This window comes from Rickettsia endosymbiont of Lasioglossum villosulum (assembly GCF_964026455.1).
Taxonomy (GTDB): domain Bacteria; phylum Pseudomonadota; class Alphaproteobacteria; order Rickettsiales; family Rickettsiaceae; genus Rickettsia.
In genome coordinates, this window is the sequence record NZ_OZ032152.1 from 1,258,495 (window position 1) to 1,274,250 (window position 15,756).

Genomic DNA, 15,756 nt, shown 5'->3' on the forward strand with positions numbered 1-15,756 from the left:
TTGCTTCGTCAAAACTTACAGTTTTTCCTCGCAATGACAATTTTTTAATACACCCTTTTCGCCAGTGGAATTGCTTTCACTTCATCACTCAAAGTAGTTAAAGTAACAGGTTTGTAATCAAGCACCACCTTGCCGGATTCATCAACCCCGCTAAGAGTGTGCTGCATCCAATCTTTATCATTACGATCGGGATAATCTTCTCTTGCATGTGCTCCTCTGCTTTCTTTTCTTGCAGCTGCTGAATATACAGTTACTAAAGCTTGATCAAGTAAGTTATCTAGCTCCAAGGCTTCAACTAAATCGCTGTTCCAAATTAAAGATTTATCATTAATTTTTATATCTTTATAACCGCTTCTTATCTCGCTAATCATTTCTGCCCCCTCATCTAGCACTTCTTGAGTTCTAAATACTGAAGCATGACTTTGCATAGTTCGTTGCATTTTGAGCCTTAAATCTGCAACCGAAATATTACCACTACTATGACGAATTTTATCAAATCTACTAATAATTTTTTCAAGTGATTCTTCTGATATAGGCTTATGCGGACTTGCTGGCTTAATAAGCTCAGCTGCTTTTAGTGCTGCACTTCTGCCAAATACTACTAAATCAAGCAAAGAATTTGATCCTAGACGATTAGCACCATGCACCGATACACAAGCAGCTTCACCGATCGAAATAAGACCTTTTACTACGCTATTATGGTTTTTGCCGTCTTTAATTATTACCTGACCATGATAATTAGTAGGTATTCCGCCCATATTATAATGCACTGTAGGAAGTACTGGTATCGGCTCTTTGGTTACATCAACACCAGCAAAAATTTTAGCTGTTTCAGAAATACCAGGTAAACGACTATGTAAAATTTCAGGTGATAAATGATTTAAATGCAGGAATACATGATCTTTATGCTCTCCAACTCCTCGTCCCTCACGGATTTCGATAGTCATCGCTCTTGAAACCACATCCCTTGAGGCTAAATCCTTTGCAGCCGGTGCATAACGTTCCATGAAACGCTCACCATTAGCGTTAACAAGATAACCACCCTCACCTCTAGCTCCCTCTGTTATAAGACAACCAGCTGAATATATTCCGGTCGGATGGAACTGGACAAACTCCATATCTTGCAGCGGCAAGCCTGCTCTAATCGCCATACCACCCCCGTCACCCGTGCAAGTATGAGCCGAAGTTGCTGAAAAATAAGCACGCCCATATCCGCCCGTTGCAAGTACTACATTATGTGCTCTGAAACAATGCAGACTACCATCATCTAAATTCCATGCAACTACCCCTCTACATTCACCATCTTCCATTAATAAATCAATAGCGAAATATTCGATAAAAAACTGTACTTTATGCTTTAATGATTGTTGATATAAAGTATGAAGTATAGCATGTCCAGTACGATCTGCTGCTGCACATGTACGTTGTGCTGCCTTGCCTTTGCCGTACTCGGTAGTCATACCGCCAAAAGGACGCTGATAAATTTTTCCCTCTTCGGTTCTTGAAAAAGGTACGCCGTAATGCTCAAGCTCTAAAATCGCATCCGGAGCATTCTTGCACATATATTCGATTGCATCCTGATCACCTAACCAATCAGAACCTTTAACTGTATCATACATATGCCAACGCCAATCATCCGCTCCCATATTACCAAGAGCTGCACTAATACCGCCTTGTGCTGCAACAGTATGGCTACGAGTAGGAAAAAGCTTTGATATACAAGCCGTATTAAGACCCTCTTTAGCCATACCGAACGCAGCACGTAAACCTGCCCCGCCTGCACCTACGACTATTACGTCAAATTTATGATGAATTATATTATACGATTTGGTCATTAAGTTAATTTTCTATTTTTAAATGTTTGTATGGGTTTCTTCCACTATTGTCACCCCGTGGCTTGTCCACGGGGTCCAGCTAAAAATACTAATAATATTAGTATTTTTTATTATTTTCTGGATGCCGTGGTCAAGCCACGGCATGACACATTTATTAATTATCCTTTATAAAACACAGCTACTATAAAAGCTATGATAGTTAGAATACTAAATAGCTTCACTGCTATAATTAATGTATTCCGTAACTTGTTGCAGCTTATATAATCCTCTATTACTACCTGCATTCCAAGCATGGCATGATATAAAGAAGTAATTACTGCGATTAATAAAGGTATTAAATTAATAGGTCTTTTCAGTTCCCAAATAATAATATTTACATCACTGTTTTTATGGGCTAGCGTAAAATATAGTAACCATAAAGAACACAACACTAATATAATAGCGGTAATTCTTTGTAGCAACCAATGATGTGAACCACTTTTAGCAGAACCAGTATTTTTTGCTTTTACAATCTCTGCTCTAAAATCATATGTCATTAATTTTCTCTAAACACATTTTTTTTGTTATTAAGTATGTCATCCCGCGAGCTTGTAGCGGGATCCAAAAAACGCCCTCGGTGTCATCCCGTGGCTTGTCCACGGGATCCAGTAAAAATATAAACGCAATAACTTCTTAAAATTAAAAGCTCGATTTATCTCGCTTTAGGCTGGATCCCGTGGACAAGCCACGGGATGACAAGCCCCATCAACAACACCAGCAAACCATGAGATGACAAATAATATTACTACACCCACAACAATATCGTAAATAAGACAGAACAAATAACCACGCTCCAGCCTGTTAAATTAACTGCTTTTATAGAAAAGCCTAATCCAATATCCCAAAATAAATGCCTGATGCCGTTACATAAATGATAAAACCAAGCAAAGCTAGTTAGGATCAAACATATTTTTATAATGCAACAACAATTAGCTAGCTGTATATAATTACTATTAAATTTACTGAGAATAAACCACCATGCCAAAATTGAAACTGCAAAAAATAAAGCTACCCCTGTCATACGATGCAAAATCGATAAGGTAGAACTTATTTGCGGCTTATATATAGTTAAATGCGGCGAAATCGGACGCTTATTATAAATTTCTTGTTTGGTCTTAGTCATATTATATTATTGGTTTGTATTATACTTTTAAGACGAAGCTTTATTTGGAAAAGAGCAAGGCGTTTTGAAGCTTTTAACCGCAGCGTACATATAGTACGTGAGGATTAAAAGCAAAAAACAACGTAGCCAATTTTTCAAATAAAGCGAGTATTACTTTCTCTCGAGCCAGTACCCTTCAGCAGGTGCTAGATCATCCGCCACCGCTCTTCTATCATCAAAAACAAAGCACTCACCTTGCCATAAATTATTCTTATTTTGTGTATCTTCTAGATATTGCAATATACCACCTTTTAAGTGATATACCTCTTCATGTCCCATACTTTTCAGTAAGCTAGTAGATTTCTCACAACGTATGCCGCCGGTACAGAACATTGCAATTTTCTTACCTTTAAGTAATTCAGCATTTTGCTCAGCCCATGCCGGAAATTGTTTAAATGTTTCAGTATAAGGATTAATTGCCGATTTAAATGTACCGACTTCCACTTCATAGTCGTTACGTGTATCCACTACTATAACATCTTGTTTCGTAATGAATTCATCCCAATCTTTTGTCTCTATATACTCGCCTTTAAACAGATTAACATTTAAATTGTCAACATTCATCGCAACGATTTCTTTTTTAAGCCTGACTTTTAACTTTTGAAAAGGATGTATTTCACTGTAATTTATTTTAACATTCACGTCTTTCGCATTAGTTAGTTTTTTTAATTCCTCAAGTACAAGATTTACACTTTCATATGAACCTGAAAAAGAACCATTAAAACCCTCTTTCGATAATAAGATAGTACCTTTAACATATTTTCTTTTACCGACAAATAATAGTTTCGGTATTAAGCTTTCCGGCTCTTCTATATTTACAAAACTATATGCACTTAAAATTGCAATTTTTTCACTCATAAATTATGGTATTGGTTGTTTTTATTGTCATTGCGAGGAGCAAAGCGACGTGGCAATCTCATAAAAATCTCCTAAGATTGCCACGCTCCTTACAGTCGCTCGCAATAACGTATTTGGTATCCACGCAGATAACACCGCCACGACATGATACTTAATTAGTAACCGATAATGGCACGAACATACTACTATCACCTCTCTCAATCAAATTTTTTAGCATTTTCATATAATTCTTCTAGTTTATTTATATCGCTTATGCTTTCTTGGTTAACATTACTTACTAAATCACCAACTCTAAAGCTACTATCTTCTTCATCAACATTCGTAATAACTAATCCTACCTTATCATCAGATATAGCAAATTTTTGCTTTAACTCCTCAGTCAAGTTACTAAAAGTGATATTACTTTTTACAATAGACGTGCCATTATCTTCTTTCTTGGTAACTTTTTCTATATTTTCTTCTACAGCTTCTTGTTTAACTTCCTCATTATCTGAAGTCATTTTTATTGGTAGTTCTATTGTTTCTCCGTCTCTTAATACTTTTACTTTCACTTCTTGATCGACAGGAATATCAGCAACAATTACACGTAATCTTTTAGTATTTTTAACTGTCTGCCCTGCAAATTCTAATATTATATCACCTGTTTTGATGCCTGCTTTATCACCTGGATCATCTTTTTGGATTTTAGCAACCAACACACCATTAGTGTCTTTTAGCCCTAATCCTTCTGATATTTCTTCGGTCAAATCTTGTATTGTTACACCAAGACGACCTCTATTTATTTTACCATCTTTTTTAAGACGCTCAATTATAGGCTTTGCAGTATTTGAAGGAATAGCAAAACCAATACCTATATTAGTGCCAAGCGGTGAAAAAATTGCCGTATTTACACCAATTACTTTTTGATCCAGATTAAACATAGGACCACCAGAATTGCCGTTATTAATTGCCGCATCTGTTTGGATAAAATTATCGACTATATTGTTAGTGTCAATATCAATATCCCGTCCTTTTGAAGAAATAATACCCGCAGTAACAGTACCACCAAGATTACCGAAAGGATTACCGATTGCAATAACCCAGTCCCCTACTCTTGCATCATTTGAATCACCAAATTCGACGAAAGGCAGCGGTTCCTCAACATCTATTTTTAAAAGAGCTAAATCAGTTTTAGTATCACTACCTATTAGTTTAGCTGGTAATTCAGTGTTATCAGCTAATTTTACATTAATTTTACTAACATTAGCAATCACGTGATAATTTGTAACTATCAAACCATTAGGTTCAATAATAAAGCCAGAACCGAGCGGCATCGCTTTTGGAGTAGGGTCAACTTCTTCAAGGTTAAGAGGTATGTTAAGACGTTCTAGAAAATCATTAATGAAATCCAGAGGTTTTTTTTCTTGTAAAGGATCTTTTTCTGCAGCTTCTGCCTTACTATTAACATATTCTATAGTAGAAATATTAACAACAGCAGGGATTAAAGGCTCAACTATATCAGCAAAACTATAACGTGATGCATTATTTACTTTTAGAGGTATGGAATTTATTTCAGTAAACTCACTTTCCTCCTCCAAATCTATTGCTTTTGAAGATTTATTATTTTCTTTCGCTAAAACATTGTTATTAAATATTAAAATTATTATAACAAAAAATATTTTCAGATTCATATACTACTTAGCTAAATTAAGATATTTTAAAACTTCAGCATCGGGCGAAATGATAAAATTAGTATCTTCTTTCTTTAAAGAATTTTTATATACTAAAAGCGACTTATAAAATTTGTAAAATTCCGGATCGGCAGAATAAGCAGAATTATATATTTTAGCCGCTTTCTCGTCACCATCACCTTTGATAATTTGGGCATCTTTGTAAGCTTTAGCAAGTATTATCTTACTTTCCTTATCGGCTTTTGAGCGAATACGAACACTTTCTTCTTGCCCTTCTGCCCTAATTTGTGTCGCTTCTTTTTCACGAGCAGTTTGCATACGACGATAAATAGCCGCACTATTTTCCTTTGGTAAGTCAGCTCTTAGAATTCTAACATCAACCACATCAATACCGAAGCTTTTAGCTTCGCCGTCTACTTGATTTAAAATATTAAGCATTACATTACTACGCTCTTGCGATAATAAACTACTTAGTGAAATCTTACCTATTACTTTCCGCATTGAAGATTCAAGGTTACGAGTCAGCCTAATTTTGACTCCCTGATAATCATGAACAGTTTTATAAAACATTACAGGATTATTAATTTGAAACTTAGCATAAGCATCAACAATAACTCTTTTACCATCAGCAGCCGTTAACTCTTTTGCTTCAACTTCAACATCTAAAAGACGCTTATCAAAAAATTCAACATTTTGAATTAACGGAACTTTAATATGTAGTCCAGGTTTTTCTATGGTTCTTACTGCTTCACCAAATTGGAATACTACAGCAGAGTGACGTTGATCAACTGAAAATAGTGAGCTAGAAATTAATATCAGCCCAAAAATAGCTGTAAAAATTATATAGTAAATCTTTTGCATTTAATTTAACATTTTTTATTGTTTAATTAGCTTCGTCATTGCGAGGAGATTCGTAGAATCGACGTGGCAATCTCATGAAACAATGCGATACTCCTGAGATTGCTTCGTTAATTACTTCGTAATTTCCTCGCAATGACTGGATGACACTACATCATCACTTAATAGACATATGCGGTAATAGAGCATTATTAATAATAGTCTTACTTGAACCACTTAATACTTCTTCAGCTACTTCTAAATATAGCCTGTCTCTAGTTACTTGCTTATTTGCAGCATATTGGTTATAAATTGCACTAAATCTTTGGCTATCTCCTTCGGCCTTTGATATTATTTCCTCTCTATAGGCTTCTGCTTCTTCTATAATTCTAGCTGCTGCCCCTCTAGCTTCCGGTAATACTTTATTATTATAGGCTTGAGCTTGATTTATTTCTTTTTCTTTATCTGCTTTTGAAGTTTGCACATCTCTATAAGCATCTATTACCTCAGCAGGTGGCTCAGCTTTTAATAATTGCACCTTTTCAATCATTACTCCAACGTTATAACTATCTAGAATTTTTTGTGCTAATGTTTCTATTTTATGAGTAATTTCCTGCTTCTGATCAGATAATACCCAAGAAATAGGCGTGTTCCCTATCACTTCTCTAACGGCACTTTCTACTGTTGACTTAACTGTTTCTTCAGGCTTTTGTACGTTAAACATAAAATCCTCAAGATTACTAATATGCCACATTACGTCACAATTTAAAGCAACAATATTCTCATCACCAGTTAACATAATACTTTCACCGGCAATATTTTTGGTATCACCACCACTACGCACAGAATTATTTGTACGATATCCAATCTCAATTCGTCTTGATTGTTTAACTTTCTCGACTATTTCTTTTTCAAATGGAGCAGGTAAACGATAATTAAGACCAGCGTAACCTTTACGAACAAAACGTCCAAACCTTGTTACAGCCGCTTCTTCACCCTCTTTTACTTCATAAATACCTGAGGCAAGCCACAAAACAAAAGATGCTAGAGCAACTAAAATTATTGTTTTTGTACTGAAATTAAATTGATTTTTTCTTGGTCTTGTGAATATATTATCATCTTTATCGTTATCAAAATCTTTCCACGGAGATTTTTTAAAAATTGGGATATATTTTTTACTAAGCATTTGCTTTTTATATTAATTTTGAAATTTGAAGATTTAGTGATTATATATATTATAGTATTTAACGTCAAGTTGCGAACTTATAGCAGACTTAAAAAGGAAATTTAATTATGGCTGATTTACACCAAAACCAAATTATCGATAAACTGCATAATATTGCTTTTAAAGACGGTACTTTTTTAAAACAAGTTATATCAAATATTATAATTAAACATAATAATGTTGGTTTTTCAATAGATATATCAGGCATTGACAAATTAGAAGCAGAAGAAATAAAGAATGAAGCAATTAAAAAGCTTAATGAAATAGTCGGCATAGGTAAAATAACTATTGTTTTTACTGAAAGTAGAATAGTGGAAAAAAAACCTCAAAAACCCAAACATTTTGTAGAGAATGTTAAAAAGATTATCCTAGTCGCTTCAGGTAAAGGAGGAGTCGGCAAATCTACTATTTCAGCTCTTATTGCTCAGCAATTAAGTTTAGAGAATTACCGAGTTGGCATAGTTGATGCTGATATTTATGGACCTTCAATTCCCCATATATTTGGTATTAATGAAGTGCCGCAAACAGTCAATGGGCGAATAATACCGGTAAGAGCAAAAAATATCGAAGTAATATCTATAGGCTTCTTCGTTAAAGATTATTCCGCAATTATTTGGCGTGGTCCTATGGCTAGTAAAACTATTTATCAATTATTATCAGTGACAAAATGGGATAGCCTTGATTATTTAATTATTGATATGCCACCAGGGACAGGGGACATTCATTTAAGTATGCTGGAGAATTATCATTTAAACGGCGTGGTAATCGTTACTACTCCGCAAAAAATGTCGGAAATAGATGTCGTACGCTCGATAGATTTATATCAAAAATTAAATTTACCGATACTCGGAATAATCGAGAATATGAGCGATTTATTTGATGGTAATAGTGGAAGTCATTTATCACAAAAATATAACATACCTTTAATAGCCCAAATTCCTGTTATGTCAAAAATAGCCTATGCTTGCGATAAATCACTCCCGCTTACCGACTTACTAACATTACCTTTAAAGGAATATTTATGATCTGGGTGTTTACAGATAGTAGAACGGGAAATAACCACCAAGCAATTGCACTTGCTGAAAAATTAGCAGAAGAATATACAGTCATTAGGCTTGAATATAATTGCTTAGCCAAGTTGCCGAATTTTTTACTTAAATATTATCCTATTCATATAAAAAAAGAGATATTACAAGATATTACGGCGAAACCTTTGCCTAGCATAATTATTACTGCTGGAAGAAGAACGGCAGCTTTAGCATTTTATTTAAAAAACAAGTTAAAAAAAGAAATTAAACTGATTCAAATAATGCAACCTAATTTATCTTATGAAGTGTTTGAGGCGGTGATCTTGCCTTATCATGATCAAGATCATTGCGAGCGACTGCAAGGAGCGTGGCAATCTCAGGACTTTTTCACTAGATTGCTTCGTCAATGCTATGCATTTCCTCGCAATGACGATTTCATCATCCCAATAAACGGAGCTATCAATAACGTAACTGCTAAATTTGCTACAGCAGAGGCAGAACTACAAAAACATTATCCTAAGCTTAAAGAATTTATTGCCATAATAATTGGCGGGAATAATAAAAAATTTAATTTTACCGAAAAAGAAGCTATTCATTTTTCTTCATTGTTAAAAAGAATATATGATAATCAAAAAACTCCTTTTTTCATTAGTTTTAGCAGACGCACACCTGACACAGTAAAATCAATTATTAAAAATAACATGCCGATTTCAACAATTATATATGATCCAACTACTGATACAGGGTTTAACCCATATATCGCTATGCTCGCTAAAGCAAAATATATAATCTCTACAGCCGATTCTATATCAATGTGCAGCGAGGCAGCTTCAAGCGGCAAACCTCTTTATATATTCTGCCCTTCAAATTTTAATTCTGCAAAGCACAAAATTTTTGTAAAAAAACTGGTTGAGCTGAAAATAGCAAAAATGTTTGATGAGTCTGTAACGAAATTAGAAGAGTATAGCTATCCACCTTTAGATGAAGCTGAAAGAGTTGCTGAGATTATTAAACCTTTAATATAAAAGCTGGTAATTAAATGAATAAAGATATACAATCCTACATATTTATCAAAAAGCTAAAATCTTTACCATTTATCGAAGAAATATGGCTTTTTGGTTCTCGTGCTAGAGGCGATAACAACGAGCGTTCCGATATTGATCTTGCTATCATTTGCCCTAATATTACAGATCAAGAATGGTTAAAAGTTGTAGATATTATAAATGATGCTGATACGCTTTTAAAAATAGATTGTGTCAGGTTCGATAACACGAAAATAAGCCGTGAGCTTTATGAAAATATAATAAGAAATAAAAAGATTTTATATGTTAAAAATAAATATTAAACTTAAAACAAAACTTGAAAACTTTCGTAAAGCTTTTATAGCACTTGAAGCTATTTATTTAAAACCAATCACAGAAGATCGTGCTTATATAGACGCAACAATTCAAAGATTTGAATTTACTTTTGAACTTGCTTGGAAATTTTTAAAAGAGTATTTTGCTCAAATGGGTATAGTTCTTAATTATCCCAAAGAAGTCATTAAAGAAGCTTACGCAGTGGGCATTATAAATGATGAAGATTTATGGATTCACATGCTTCTTGATCGTAATATGACCTCACACACCTATAATAAGAAGCTTGCTGATGAAATTTATGAACATATCAAAAATTATACTCCTGAATTTAAGAAGTTGCTAAGTATTATTGATTCAGTGACTTTATAATACCTTGTAAAGTTTGGACTTCAGGGGTGGAAAGGTTATTGATACGCATAAATATATTGGTAATATTTTGCTGCATGGAGTGTTTCTTGTCAGGGGCTTTAAAGAATCCGGCTTTGTCTAATTTTCCGAATAAATTTGTTAGGAAATGATCTATTTCTTCTTTAGTAGCAAGTTTTTGAATATTATAAATATCTTCTCTTGATGCAGAATTACGAAATAATTCATAACATACAATAATAACTGCTTGTGCGATGTTTAGCGAGCTAAATTCTGTAGTATTAATAGTGATAATCTTATTGGCAAGCGATATTTCTTCATTACTAAGCCCATTATTTTCCCGCCCAAACATTATCCCGACTTTTGCAGAATTCGGATAATCGGTAGTCAAATTTTGTGAAAATACATAATCTTTATTCATCGCTCGCTTGATGCAAGTAGTCGCATATAAATATTCGAGGTCTTTAATACATTCCTCTAAGCTATTATAAATTTTTGCATCATCTATAATATTTACTGCTCCAACTGCATTATTGCGGGCTTGTTCGTTTGGCCAACCATCTCTTGGGGTTATTATTCTAAGCTCATCTAAGCCAAAATTCTTCATGGCTCTTGCGGTAGCACCGATATTCTCACCCATTTGCGGTGCGACTAATATTATTATAGGCTTCATTTCAGTAATTTTTCGTAACTAAACAGGTATAAGCGATTGCTACAGCATCAGCTTCATCTGAGTTAGTAATTTGGGAAGTGCCAGGCAGAAGTAACTTAATCATATGCAAAATCTGATCCTTTTCGGCATGACCATATCCTGTGACAGTTTTTTTTATCGTGTTAGGTTTGAATTCTCGCATATCTAAACCATATCTACCAATCAGCGACATTATAGCACCTCTAGCATAGCCAAGCTTTAACGAAGTTACGCTATTAGTATTAACAAACGTTTCTTCAATCGCTGCCATATTCGGCTTATATTCTAATATCACTTTTTCTAATATACTATTGATATAGCTAAGCCTATGATGTATTTCATCTTTACTAGTTGTTTTTATCGTACCGCTAGCTAAGTATTTCAGTTTTGCCGACTCTTTTGCAACCACCGCCCATCCCAAACTCCCAAGTGCTGGATCAATCCCAAGTACTATCATTGTTGTTTTTAGTTTATTATTATTTTTCTCAAAATGTCATTGCGAGCGACTAAAGGCTTTGTTGCATGGCTCGATTTTTCCTCTGTCATCCCGTGATTTATTCACGGGATCCAGTTAAAAATATCAATAACATTGATATTTTTAGTTGTTTTTCTGGATCTAGTTCCCAAGTCACGGTATGACACCGAGGGCGTTTTTCGAGCCATGTAACAACGTCGCGACTAAAAAGAGCGTGGCACTCTTATGAGAAAAACAAGATTCCAGAGATTGCCGCGTCGATGCATTGCCTCTCCTCGCAATGACGTTTGAATTCCTCATATTTTCATATGTTGATAATAATCAGAATTATCTTCCCATAACTCACGCACTTTGACGAATAAAAACAAATGCACGGGGAAGCCAAAAAACTGTTCCATCTGTTTGCAAGATTTCATTCCGAGTTCTTTGATTTTTGAGCCATTTTTACCGAGTATTATAGTTTTGTAGCTTTCTCTTGAAACTACTATAACCTGATTAATCTTTACGGATTTATCTTCAAGCTCTTCCCATTTTTCGGTTTGCACAGTTAGCTTATAAGGCAGTTCTTGCTGCAACCCTAAAAATAACTGTTCTCTCGTAATTTCTGCGGCGATAAAACGCATCGGCAAATCGGTTATGTCATCCTCTTCATAAAGCCAAGGAGCGATTTTTGCTTTACTTGTTATATATTCAATTAGCTTATTAACATTCTCACCCGATATAGCAGAAATAGGAAAAAGTAAGCTGTCAGGATATTGCTCTGTTAAGAAAGTTTTAATGTCGTTTAGATATTTTGACTCAATATCTATTTTGTTTAATAAAATTACTGGGACAATATTAAGTGAGCAAAGCTTATTTAAAATATCATGCGTTATGCTATCTAATGGCTTTAAGCTATCAATAATTAACATGACAATATCGGCACTATGCAGGCTAGACCAAGCACATCTAACCATTGCCTTTTCTAAAGTCCCTTTCGGCTCAAATATCCCTGGCGTATCATATAAGATCACTTGCGTATCTTTTAGGGTAATAATGCCGGTAATAATTGACCTAGTTGTTTGAACTTTGGGGGTAACTATCGAAAGCTTTTCGCCAATTATTCTATTTAGCAAAGTGGACTTGCCACTATTTGGTCTGCCGATAATACAAACTGAGACTGTTTTTTGTTTAATCATTTTTAAGCCTATGCAATAAACTTCTTGCGGCGTTTTTTTCAGCTTCTTTTATAGAGTGTCCCTTACCTGTTTGCTCGTAGCCGTTTATTTTTACTGATACTGTAAAGGTTGATAAGTGAGCTACGCCCTCTCTTTTAATAAGTCGATATATCGGGATATGATGATCTTTGCTTTGTGCCCATTCTTGTAAGGCGGTTTTAGGGTCATAATCTGTTAAATCTTTGACTTTTATAAATTCAGCCCATAATTTCCCTATAATATTATGAATTGTAGTAATATCACTATCGAGATATATAGCTGCGATTAAAGCTTCCGTAACATTTTCAATATTATTAGGATTATCACGCCCGCCGGCTATTTCTTCGCCATGAGTCATAATAATATAATTTTTTAAACCAAGCTTAGCTCCTACTACACAAATTGTTTCCTTACAAACTAAATATGATCTAATTTTAGCTAAGTTTCCTTCGTTATATTCTTTAAAATTATTAAATAAAATTTCTGTGATAATTAAATTTAATACTGCATCACCTAGAAATTCCAACCGCTCATAATCTTTATTAGCCTTATATTCATGATGCTGTCTTAAAGAGGGATGACTTAAGGCTTCTGTTAAAAGTGCCTTATTCTTAAAACTATAATCTAGTAATTTTTCTAACTCCTTAAATGACTCCATCAATCCTCTATGCTGTATAGATTTCTAAATATCCTATTAAACCTAATAGACTCTACCCAAGGTTTTAACTTTAATATCAGATTAACAACCCCTATATCACTATCCCACCATGTTATTTTTGTTGAAAACCAAATAAATTGTGCTTTGGCAATAAAATTCTCAAACGGCACAAAACCTAAATCAATCCTACTATCATTTGACTGATCTCTATTATCACCTATAAAGAAATATTCCCCTTCCGGTACATAAAAAGCATCTGTATTACCATATTTATCGTTAGACATAATTCCTAAAACAGGAGCAAGCTTATAAGAAAAATATGTTTTGCCATTTGGCAATGTTTCTTTAAATTTTAAATATTTTCTTCCCTCTTCACTAACATAAGTTCCTGACTCTATACGCTCTATTTTTTCATCGTTAATGTATATTACATCATCAATTAATTGCACTTTATCCCCGGGAAGCCCTATCAAACGCTTTATATATCTAGTATTCATTTCGTGAGGAGGACGAAAAATTATGATATCGCCATGCTCTGGCGTGCGAGCAAATATTCGCCCCTTAAATAAATGAATAAAGTCAAAAAAAGATAAAGAATAATTACTATATCCATAACTATATTTTGTACCAAAAATCCGATCATTTTCAAGTATAGTAGCTTTCATTGACCCAGTTGGAACCACAAAAGATTCTATTATTAATATTCTAATCATTAGTGCAACAACTACTACTAAAATAAAAGATTTCCATTCTTGAGCAGTTGTTTTATTATTGTTTGATTCAGTATTTGTTTGCATAAAGTTTTTTTTAGTTATATTTATTTGCTGTGTTATTAATGCTCGTATGTCATCCTTAGGGCATCAACTTAAGTACCGGTGTCATCCCGTGGCTTGACCACGGGATCCAGCATAAAGCGAGATAAAATCGAGCTTTTAGCTTTAAAAACTTGTTGTATTTAGGCTTCTTTTTCTGGATCCCGTGGTCAAGCCACGGGATGACACCGAACGCGTTTTTCGACCCATGCAACAATAATACTCTTTAAGTTAACACCTATGCCCCTACACATGACATAAAGGCTATTGCATTCTTTCTTCAATCTCGCTTCTGAAATGACGTATAAGCCCCTGAATTGGCCAAGCGGCAGCATCACCTAAAGCACAAATAGTATGCCCCTCTATTTCCTTTGTAACTTCAAGAAGCTGATCTATCTCGGATTTTTTGGCATCACCTTTAACGAGCCGCATCATAACACGCCACATCCAGCTTGTACCCTCACGACACGGCGTACACTGACCGCAAGACTCGTGCATATAGAACTTACTAAGACGTGCTATTGCATAAATAATATCAGTTGATTTATCCATAACAATAATCCCGCCAGTACCTAAACTAGAACCTGCTGCCTTTAAGCTATCAAAATCCATATCGGCAGTTTCGCATAGAGACTTAGGAAGCAGAGGAACAGAAGAGCCACCTGGTATTATGGCTTTAAGGTTATCCCAACCACCACGAACACCGCCCGCATATTTCTCAATGATTTCTTTTAAAGGAATCCCCATTGCCTCTTCAACATTACAAGGCTTATTAACATGACCTGATATACAAAAAATCTTAGTACCGGTATTATTTGGCTTACCGATCGATGCAAACCAACTAGCCCCTCGCCTTAAAATAGTTGGTACTACCGCAATAGATTCAACATTATTTATAGTGGTTGGACAGCCATATAATCCGAAGCCTGCCGGAAAAGGCGGCTTTAGCCTCGGCATACCTTTTTTACCTTCTAAGCTTTCAAACAGGGCTGTTTCTTCGCCGCAAATATAAGCTCCAGCTCCACGATGCAAATAAATATCACAATTAAAGCCTGAACCGCAAGCATTTTTTCCTATCAAACCATCTTTATATGCTTCATCTAACGCACGCTGAATATTGGAAGCTTCGTTGTAAAACTCCCCTCTAATATAAATATAACAGCTATTTGCTCCTATGGCAAAACTGGCGAGCAAACACCCCTCTATTAACTTATGTGGTTCATATCTTAATATATCTCGATCTTTGCAAGTGCCGGGTTCAGATTCATCAGCATTAACTACTAGATAAGATGGCTTTTTTGATTCTTTAGGCATAAACGACCATTTAGTGCCGGTAGAAAATCCTGCACCTCCTCGTCCTCTAAGTCCCGATTTCTTAACTTCTTCAATAATCCATTCTTTGCCTTTATTAAGCAAAGCTTTAGTATTATCCCAATCACCACGCTTCTTGCTAGATTTCAAATCATGGCTTTGCTCACCATGTAAATTAGTAAAAATTCTATCTTCTTTTTTCAGCATAAATTACTCTTGTTGTGTCATTGCGAGG

General features: G+C 34.7%; 15 protein-coding genes and 2 pseudogenes. 4 read left to right on the forward strand and 13 right to left on the reverse strand.

Translation table 11 applies throughout. The features are described 5' to 3' along the window. Nucleotides 1-44: 44 nt before the first annotated feature. The 7 genes and pseudogenes from sdhA to hflK form a co-directional block, all read right to left on the reverse strand. Nucleotides 45-1,835, reverse strand: a complete 1,791-nt coding sequence (gene sdhA / locus AAGD49_RS06260; RefSeq protein ID WP_341788386.1) for a succinate dehydrogenase flavoprotein subunit — start codon at nt 1,833-1,835, stop codon at nt 45-47. A 158-nt stretch (nt 1,836-1,993) separates the two neighbouring features. Further along, complete coding sequence (sdhD, locus tag AAGD49_RS06265; RefSeq protein WP_341788387.1) at nt 1,994-2,371, reverse strand: succinate dehydrogenase, hydrophobic membrane anchor protein; 378 nt, start codon at nt 2,369-2,371, stop codon at nt 1,994-1,996. Nucleotides 2,372-2,619: 248 nt separating this feature from the next. Continuing rightward, nucleotides 2,620-2,997, reverse strand: a complete 378-nt coding sequence (gene sdhC, locus AAGD49_RS06270; RefSeq protein ID WP_341788388.1) for a succinate dehydrogenase, cytochrome b556 subunit — start codon at nt 2,995-2,997, stop codon at nt 2,620-2,622. A 150-nt stretch (nt 2,998-3,147) separates the two neighbouring features. Beyond that, nucleotides 3,148-3,894 carry a rhodanese domain-containing protein gene (locus tag AAGD49_RS06275; RefSeq protein WP_341788389.1) on the reverse strand — a complete coding sequence of 249 codons (747 nt, stop codon included), beginning with the start codon at nt 3,892-3,894 and terminating at the stop codon, nt 3,148-3,150. 151 nt (nt 3,895-4,045) lie between these two features. Continuing rightward, nucleotides 4,046-5,564, reverse strand: a pseudogene (locus tag AAGD49_RS06280) (Do family serine endopeptidase). Nucleotides 5,565-5,567: 3 nt separating this feature from the next. Beyond that, nucleotides 5,568-6,425: a protease modulator HflC gene (gene hflC, locus AAGD49_RS06285; RefSeq protein WP_341788390.1), complete on the reverse strand. Its 858-nt coding sequence runs from the start codon at nt 6,423-6,425 to the stop codon at nt 5,568-5,570. Between the two features lie 154 nt (nt 6,426-6,579). Beyond that, entirely contained in the window at nt 6,580-7,587 is a 1,008-nt protein-coding gene (gene hflK / locus AAGD49_RS06290; RefSeq protein ID WP_341788391.1) for an FtsH protease activity modulator HflK, read from the reverse strand. A gap of 107 nt (nt 7,588-7,694) precedes the next feature. On the opposite strand from hflK, the gene AAGD49_RS06295 reads away from it, so the two are divergent. The 4 genes and pseudogenes from AAGD49_RS06295 to AAGD49_RS06310 all read left to right on the forward strand — a co-directional run bounded on the left by AAGD49_RS06295 (nt 7,695) and on the right by AAGD49_RS06310 (nt 10,381). After that, nucleotides 7,695-8,651: an Mrp/NBP35 family ATP-binding protein gene (locus tag AAGD49_RS06295; RefSeq protein ID WP_341788392.1), complete on the forward strand. Its 957-nt coding sequence runs from the start codon at nt 7,695-7,697 to the stop codon at nt 8,649-8,651. Beyond that, a pseudogene (locus AAGD49_RS06300) lies at nt 8,648-9,689 on the forward strand (mitochondrial fission ELM1 family protein). The gene AAGD49_RS06295 and the pseudogene AAGD49_RS06300 overlap by 4 nt, the downstream one beginning before the upstream one ends. 4 nt (nt 9,690-9,693) lie before the next feature. After that, nucleotides 9,694-9,999 (forward strand): nucleotidyltransferase domain-containing protein, encoded by a 306-nt coding sequence (locus AAGD49_RS06305; protein ID WP_341788394.1) that lies wholly within the window; start codon nt 9,694-9,696, stop codon nt 9,997-9,999. Continuing rightward, nucleotides 9,980-10,381 (forward strand): HI0074 family nucleotidyltransferase substrate-binding subunit, encoded by a 402-nt coding sequence (locus AAGD49_RS06310; protein ID WP_341788395.1) that lies wholly within the window; start codon nt 9,980-9,982, stop codon nt 10,379-10,381. The genes AAGD49_RS06305 and AAGD49_RS06310 overlap by 20 nt, the downstream gene beginning before the upstream one ends. Here AAGD49_RS06310 and AAGD49_RS06315 read toward each other — a convergent pair. The 6 genes from AAGD49_RS06315 to nuoF all read right to left on the reverse strand — a co-directional run bounded on the left by AAGD49_RS06315 (nt 10,359) and on the right by nuoF (nt 15,728). Then, nucleotides 10,359-11,051 carry an RNA methyltransferase gene (locus AAGD49_RS06315; protein ID WP_341788396.1) on the reverse strand — a complete coding sequence of 231 codons (693 nt, stop codon included), beginning with the start codon at nt 11,049-11,051 and terminating at the stop codon, nt 10,359-10,361. The two genes, AAGD49_RS06310 and AAGD49_RS06315, sit on opposite strands and share 23 nt — an antisense overlap. 1 nt (nt 11,052) lies before the next feature. Then, nucleotides 11,053-11,526 carry a crossover junction endodeoxyribonuclease RuvC gene (gene ruvC, locus AAGD49_RS06320; RefSeq protein WP_341788397.1) on the reverse strand — a complete coding sequence of 158 codons (474 nt, stop codon included), beginning with the start codon at nt 11,524-11,526 and terminating at the stop codon, nt 11,053-11,055. 314 nt (nt 11,527-11,840) lie between these two features. Then, nucleotides 11,841-12,722 (reverse strand): GTPase Era, encoded by an 882-nt coding sequence (gene era, locus AAGD49_RS06325; protein ID WP_341788398.1) that lies wholly within the window; start codon nt 12,720-12,722, stop codon nt 11,841-11,843. After that, a complete protein-coding gene (rnc, locus tag AAGD49_RS06330) occupies nt 12,715-13,398 on the reverse strand; it encodes a ribonuclease III (RefSeq protein WP_341788399.1) in 684 nt (227 codons plus the stop codon). Before rnc ends, era begins: the two co-directional genes overlap by 8 nt. After that, nucleotides 13,398-14,195 carry a signal peptidase I gene (lepB, locus tag AAGD49_RS06335; RefSeq protein ID WP_341788400.1) on the reverse strand — a complete coding sequence of 266 codons (798 nt, stop codon included), beginning with the start codon at nt 14,193-14,195 and terminating at the stop codon, nt 13,398-13,400. The genes rnc and lepB overlap by 1 nt, the downstream gene beginning before the upstream one ends. A 279-nt stretch (nt 14,196-14,474) precedes the next feature. Next, nucleotides 14,475-15,728, reverse strand: a complete 1,254-nt coding sequence (gene nuoF, locus AAGD49_RS06340; protein WP_341788401.1) for an NADH-quinone oxidoreductase subunit NuoF — start codon at nt 15,726-15,728, stop codon at nt 14,475-14,477. Between the last annotated feature and the right edge of the window lie 28 nt (nt 15,729-15,756).

Coding starts and splice junctions, on each gene's coding strand:
- ruvC (WP_341788397.1), bottom strand. CDS start 11,526: ATGATAGTACTTGGGATTGATCCAGCACTTGGGAGTTTGGGATGGGCG.
- sdhD (WP_341788387.1), bottom strand. CDS start 2,371: ATGACATATGATTTTAGAGCAGAGATTGTAAAAGCAAAAAATACTGGT.
- hflK (WP_341788391.1), bottom strand. CDS start 7,587: ATGCTTAGTAAAAAATATATCCCAATTTTTAAAAAATCTCCGTGGAAA.
- AAGD49_RS06295 (WP_341788392.1), top strand. CDS start 7,695: ATGGCTGATTTACACCAAAACCAAATTATCGATAAACTGCATAATATT.
- AAGD49_RS06315 (WP_341788396.1), bottom strand. CDS start 11,051: ATGAAGCCTATAATAATATTAGTCGCACCGCAAATGGGTGAGAATATC.
- sdhA (WP_341788386.1), bottom strand. CDS start 1,835: ATGACCAAATCGTATAATATAATTCATCATAAATTTGACGTAATAGTC.
- sdhC (WP_341788388.1), bottom strand. CDS start 2,997: ATGACTAAGACCAAACAAGAAATTTATAATAAGCGTCCGATTTCGCCG.
- AAGD49_RS06310 (WP_341788395.1), top strand. CDS start 9,980: ATGTTAAAAATAAATATTAAACTTAAAACAAAACTTGAAAACTTTCGT.
- hflC (WP_341788390.1), bottom strand. CDS start 6,425: ATGCAAAAGATTTACTATATAATTTTTACAGCTATTTTTGGGCTGATA.
- rnc (WP_341788399.1), bottom strand. CDS start 13,398: ATGGAGTCATTTAAGGAGTTAGAAAAATTACTAGATTATAGTTTTAAG.
- AAGD49_RS06275 (WP_341788389.1), bottom strand. CDS start 3,894: ATGAGTGAAAAAATTGCAATTTTAAGTGCATATAGTTTTGTAAATATA.
- era (WP_341788398.1), bottom strand. CDS start 12,722: ATGATTAAACAAAAAACAGTCTCAGTTTGTATTATCGGCAGACCAAAT.
- lepB (WP_341788400.1), bottom strand. CDS start 14,195: ATGCAAACAAATACTGAATCAAACAATAATAAAACAACTGCTCAAGAA.
- nuoF (WP_341788401.1), bottom strand. CDS start 15,728: ATGCTGAAAAAAGAAGATAGAATTTTTACTAATTTACATGGTGAGCAA.
- AAGD49_RS06305 (WP_341788394.1), top strand. CDS start 9,694: ATGAATAAAGATATACAATCCTACATATTTATCAAAAAGCTAAAATCT.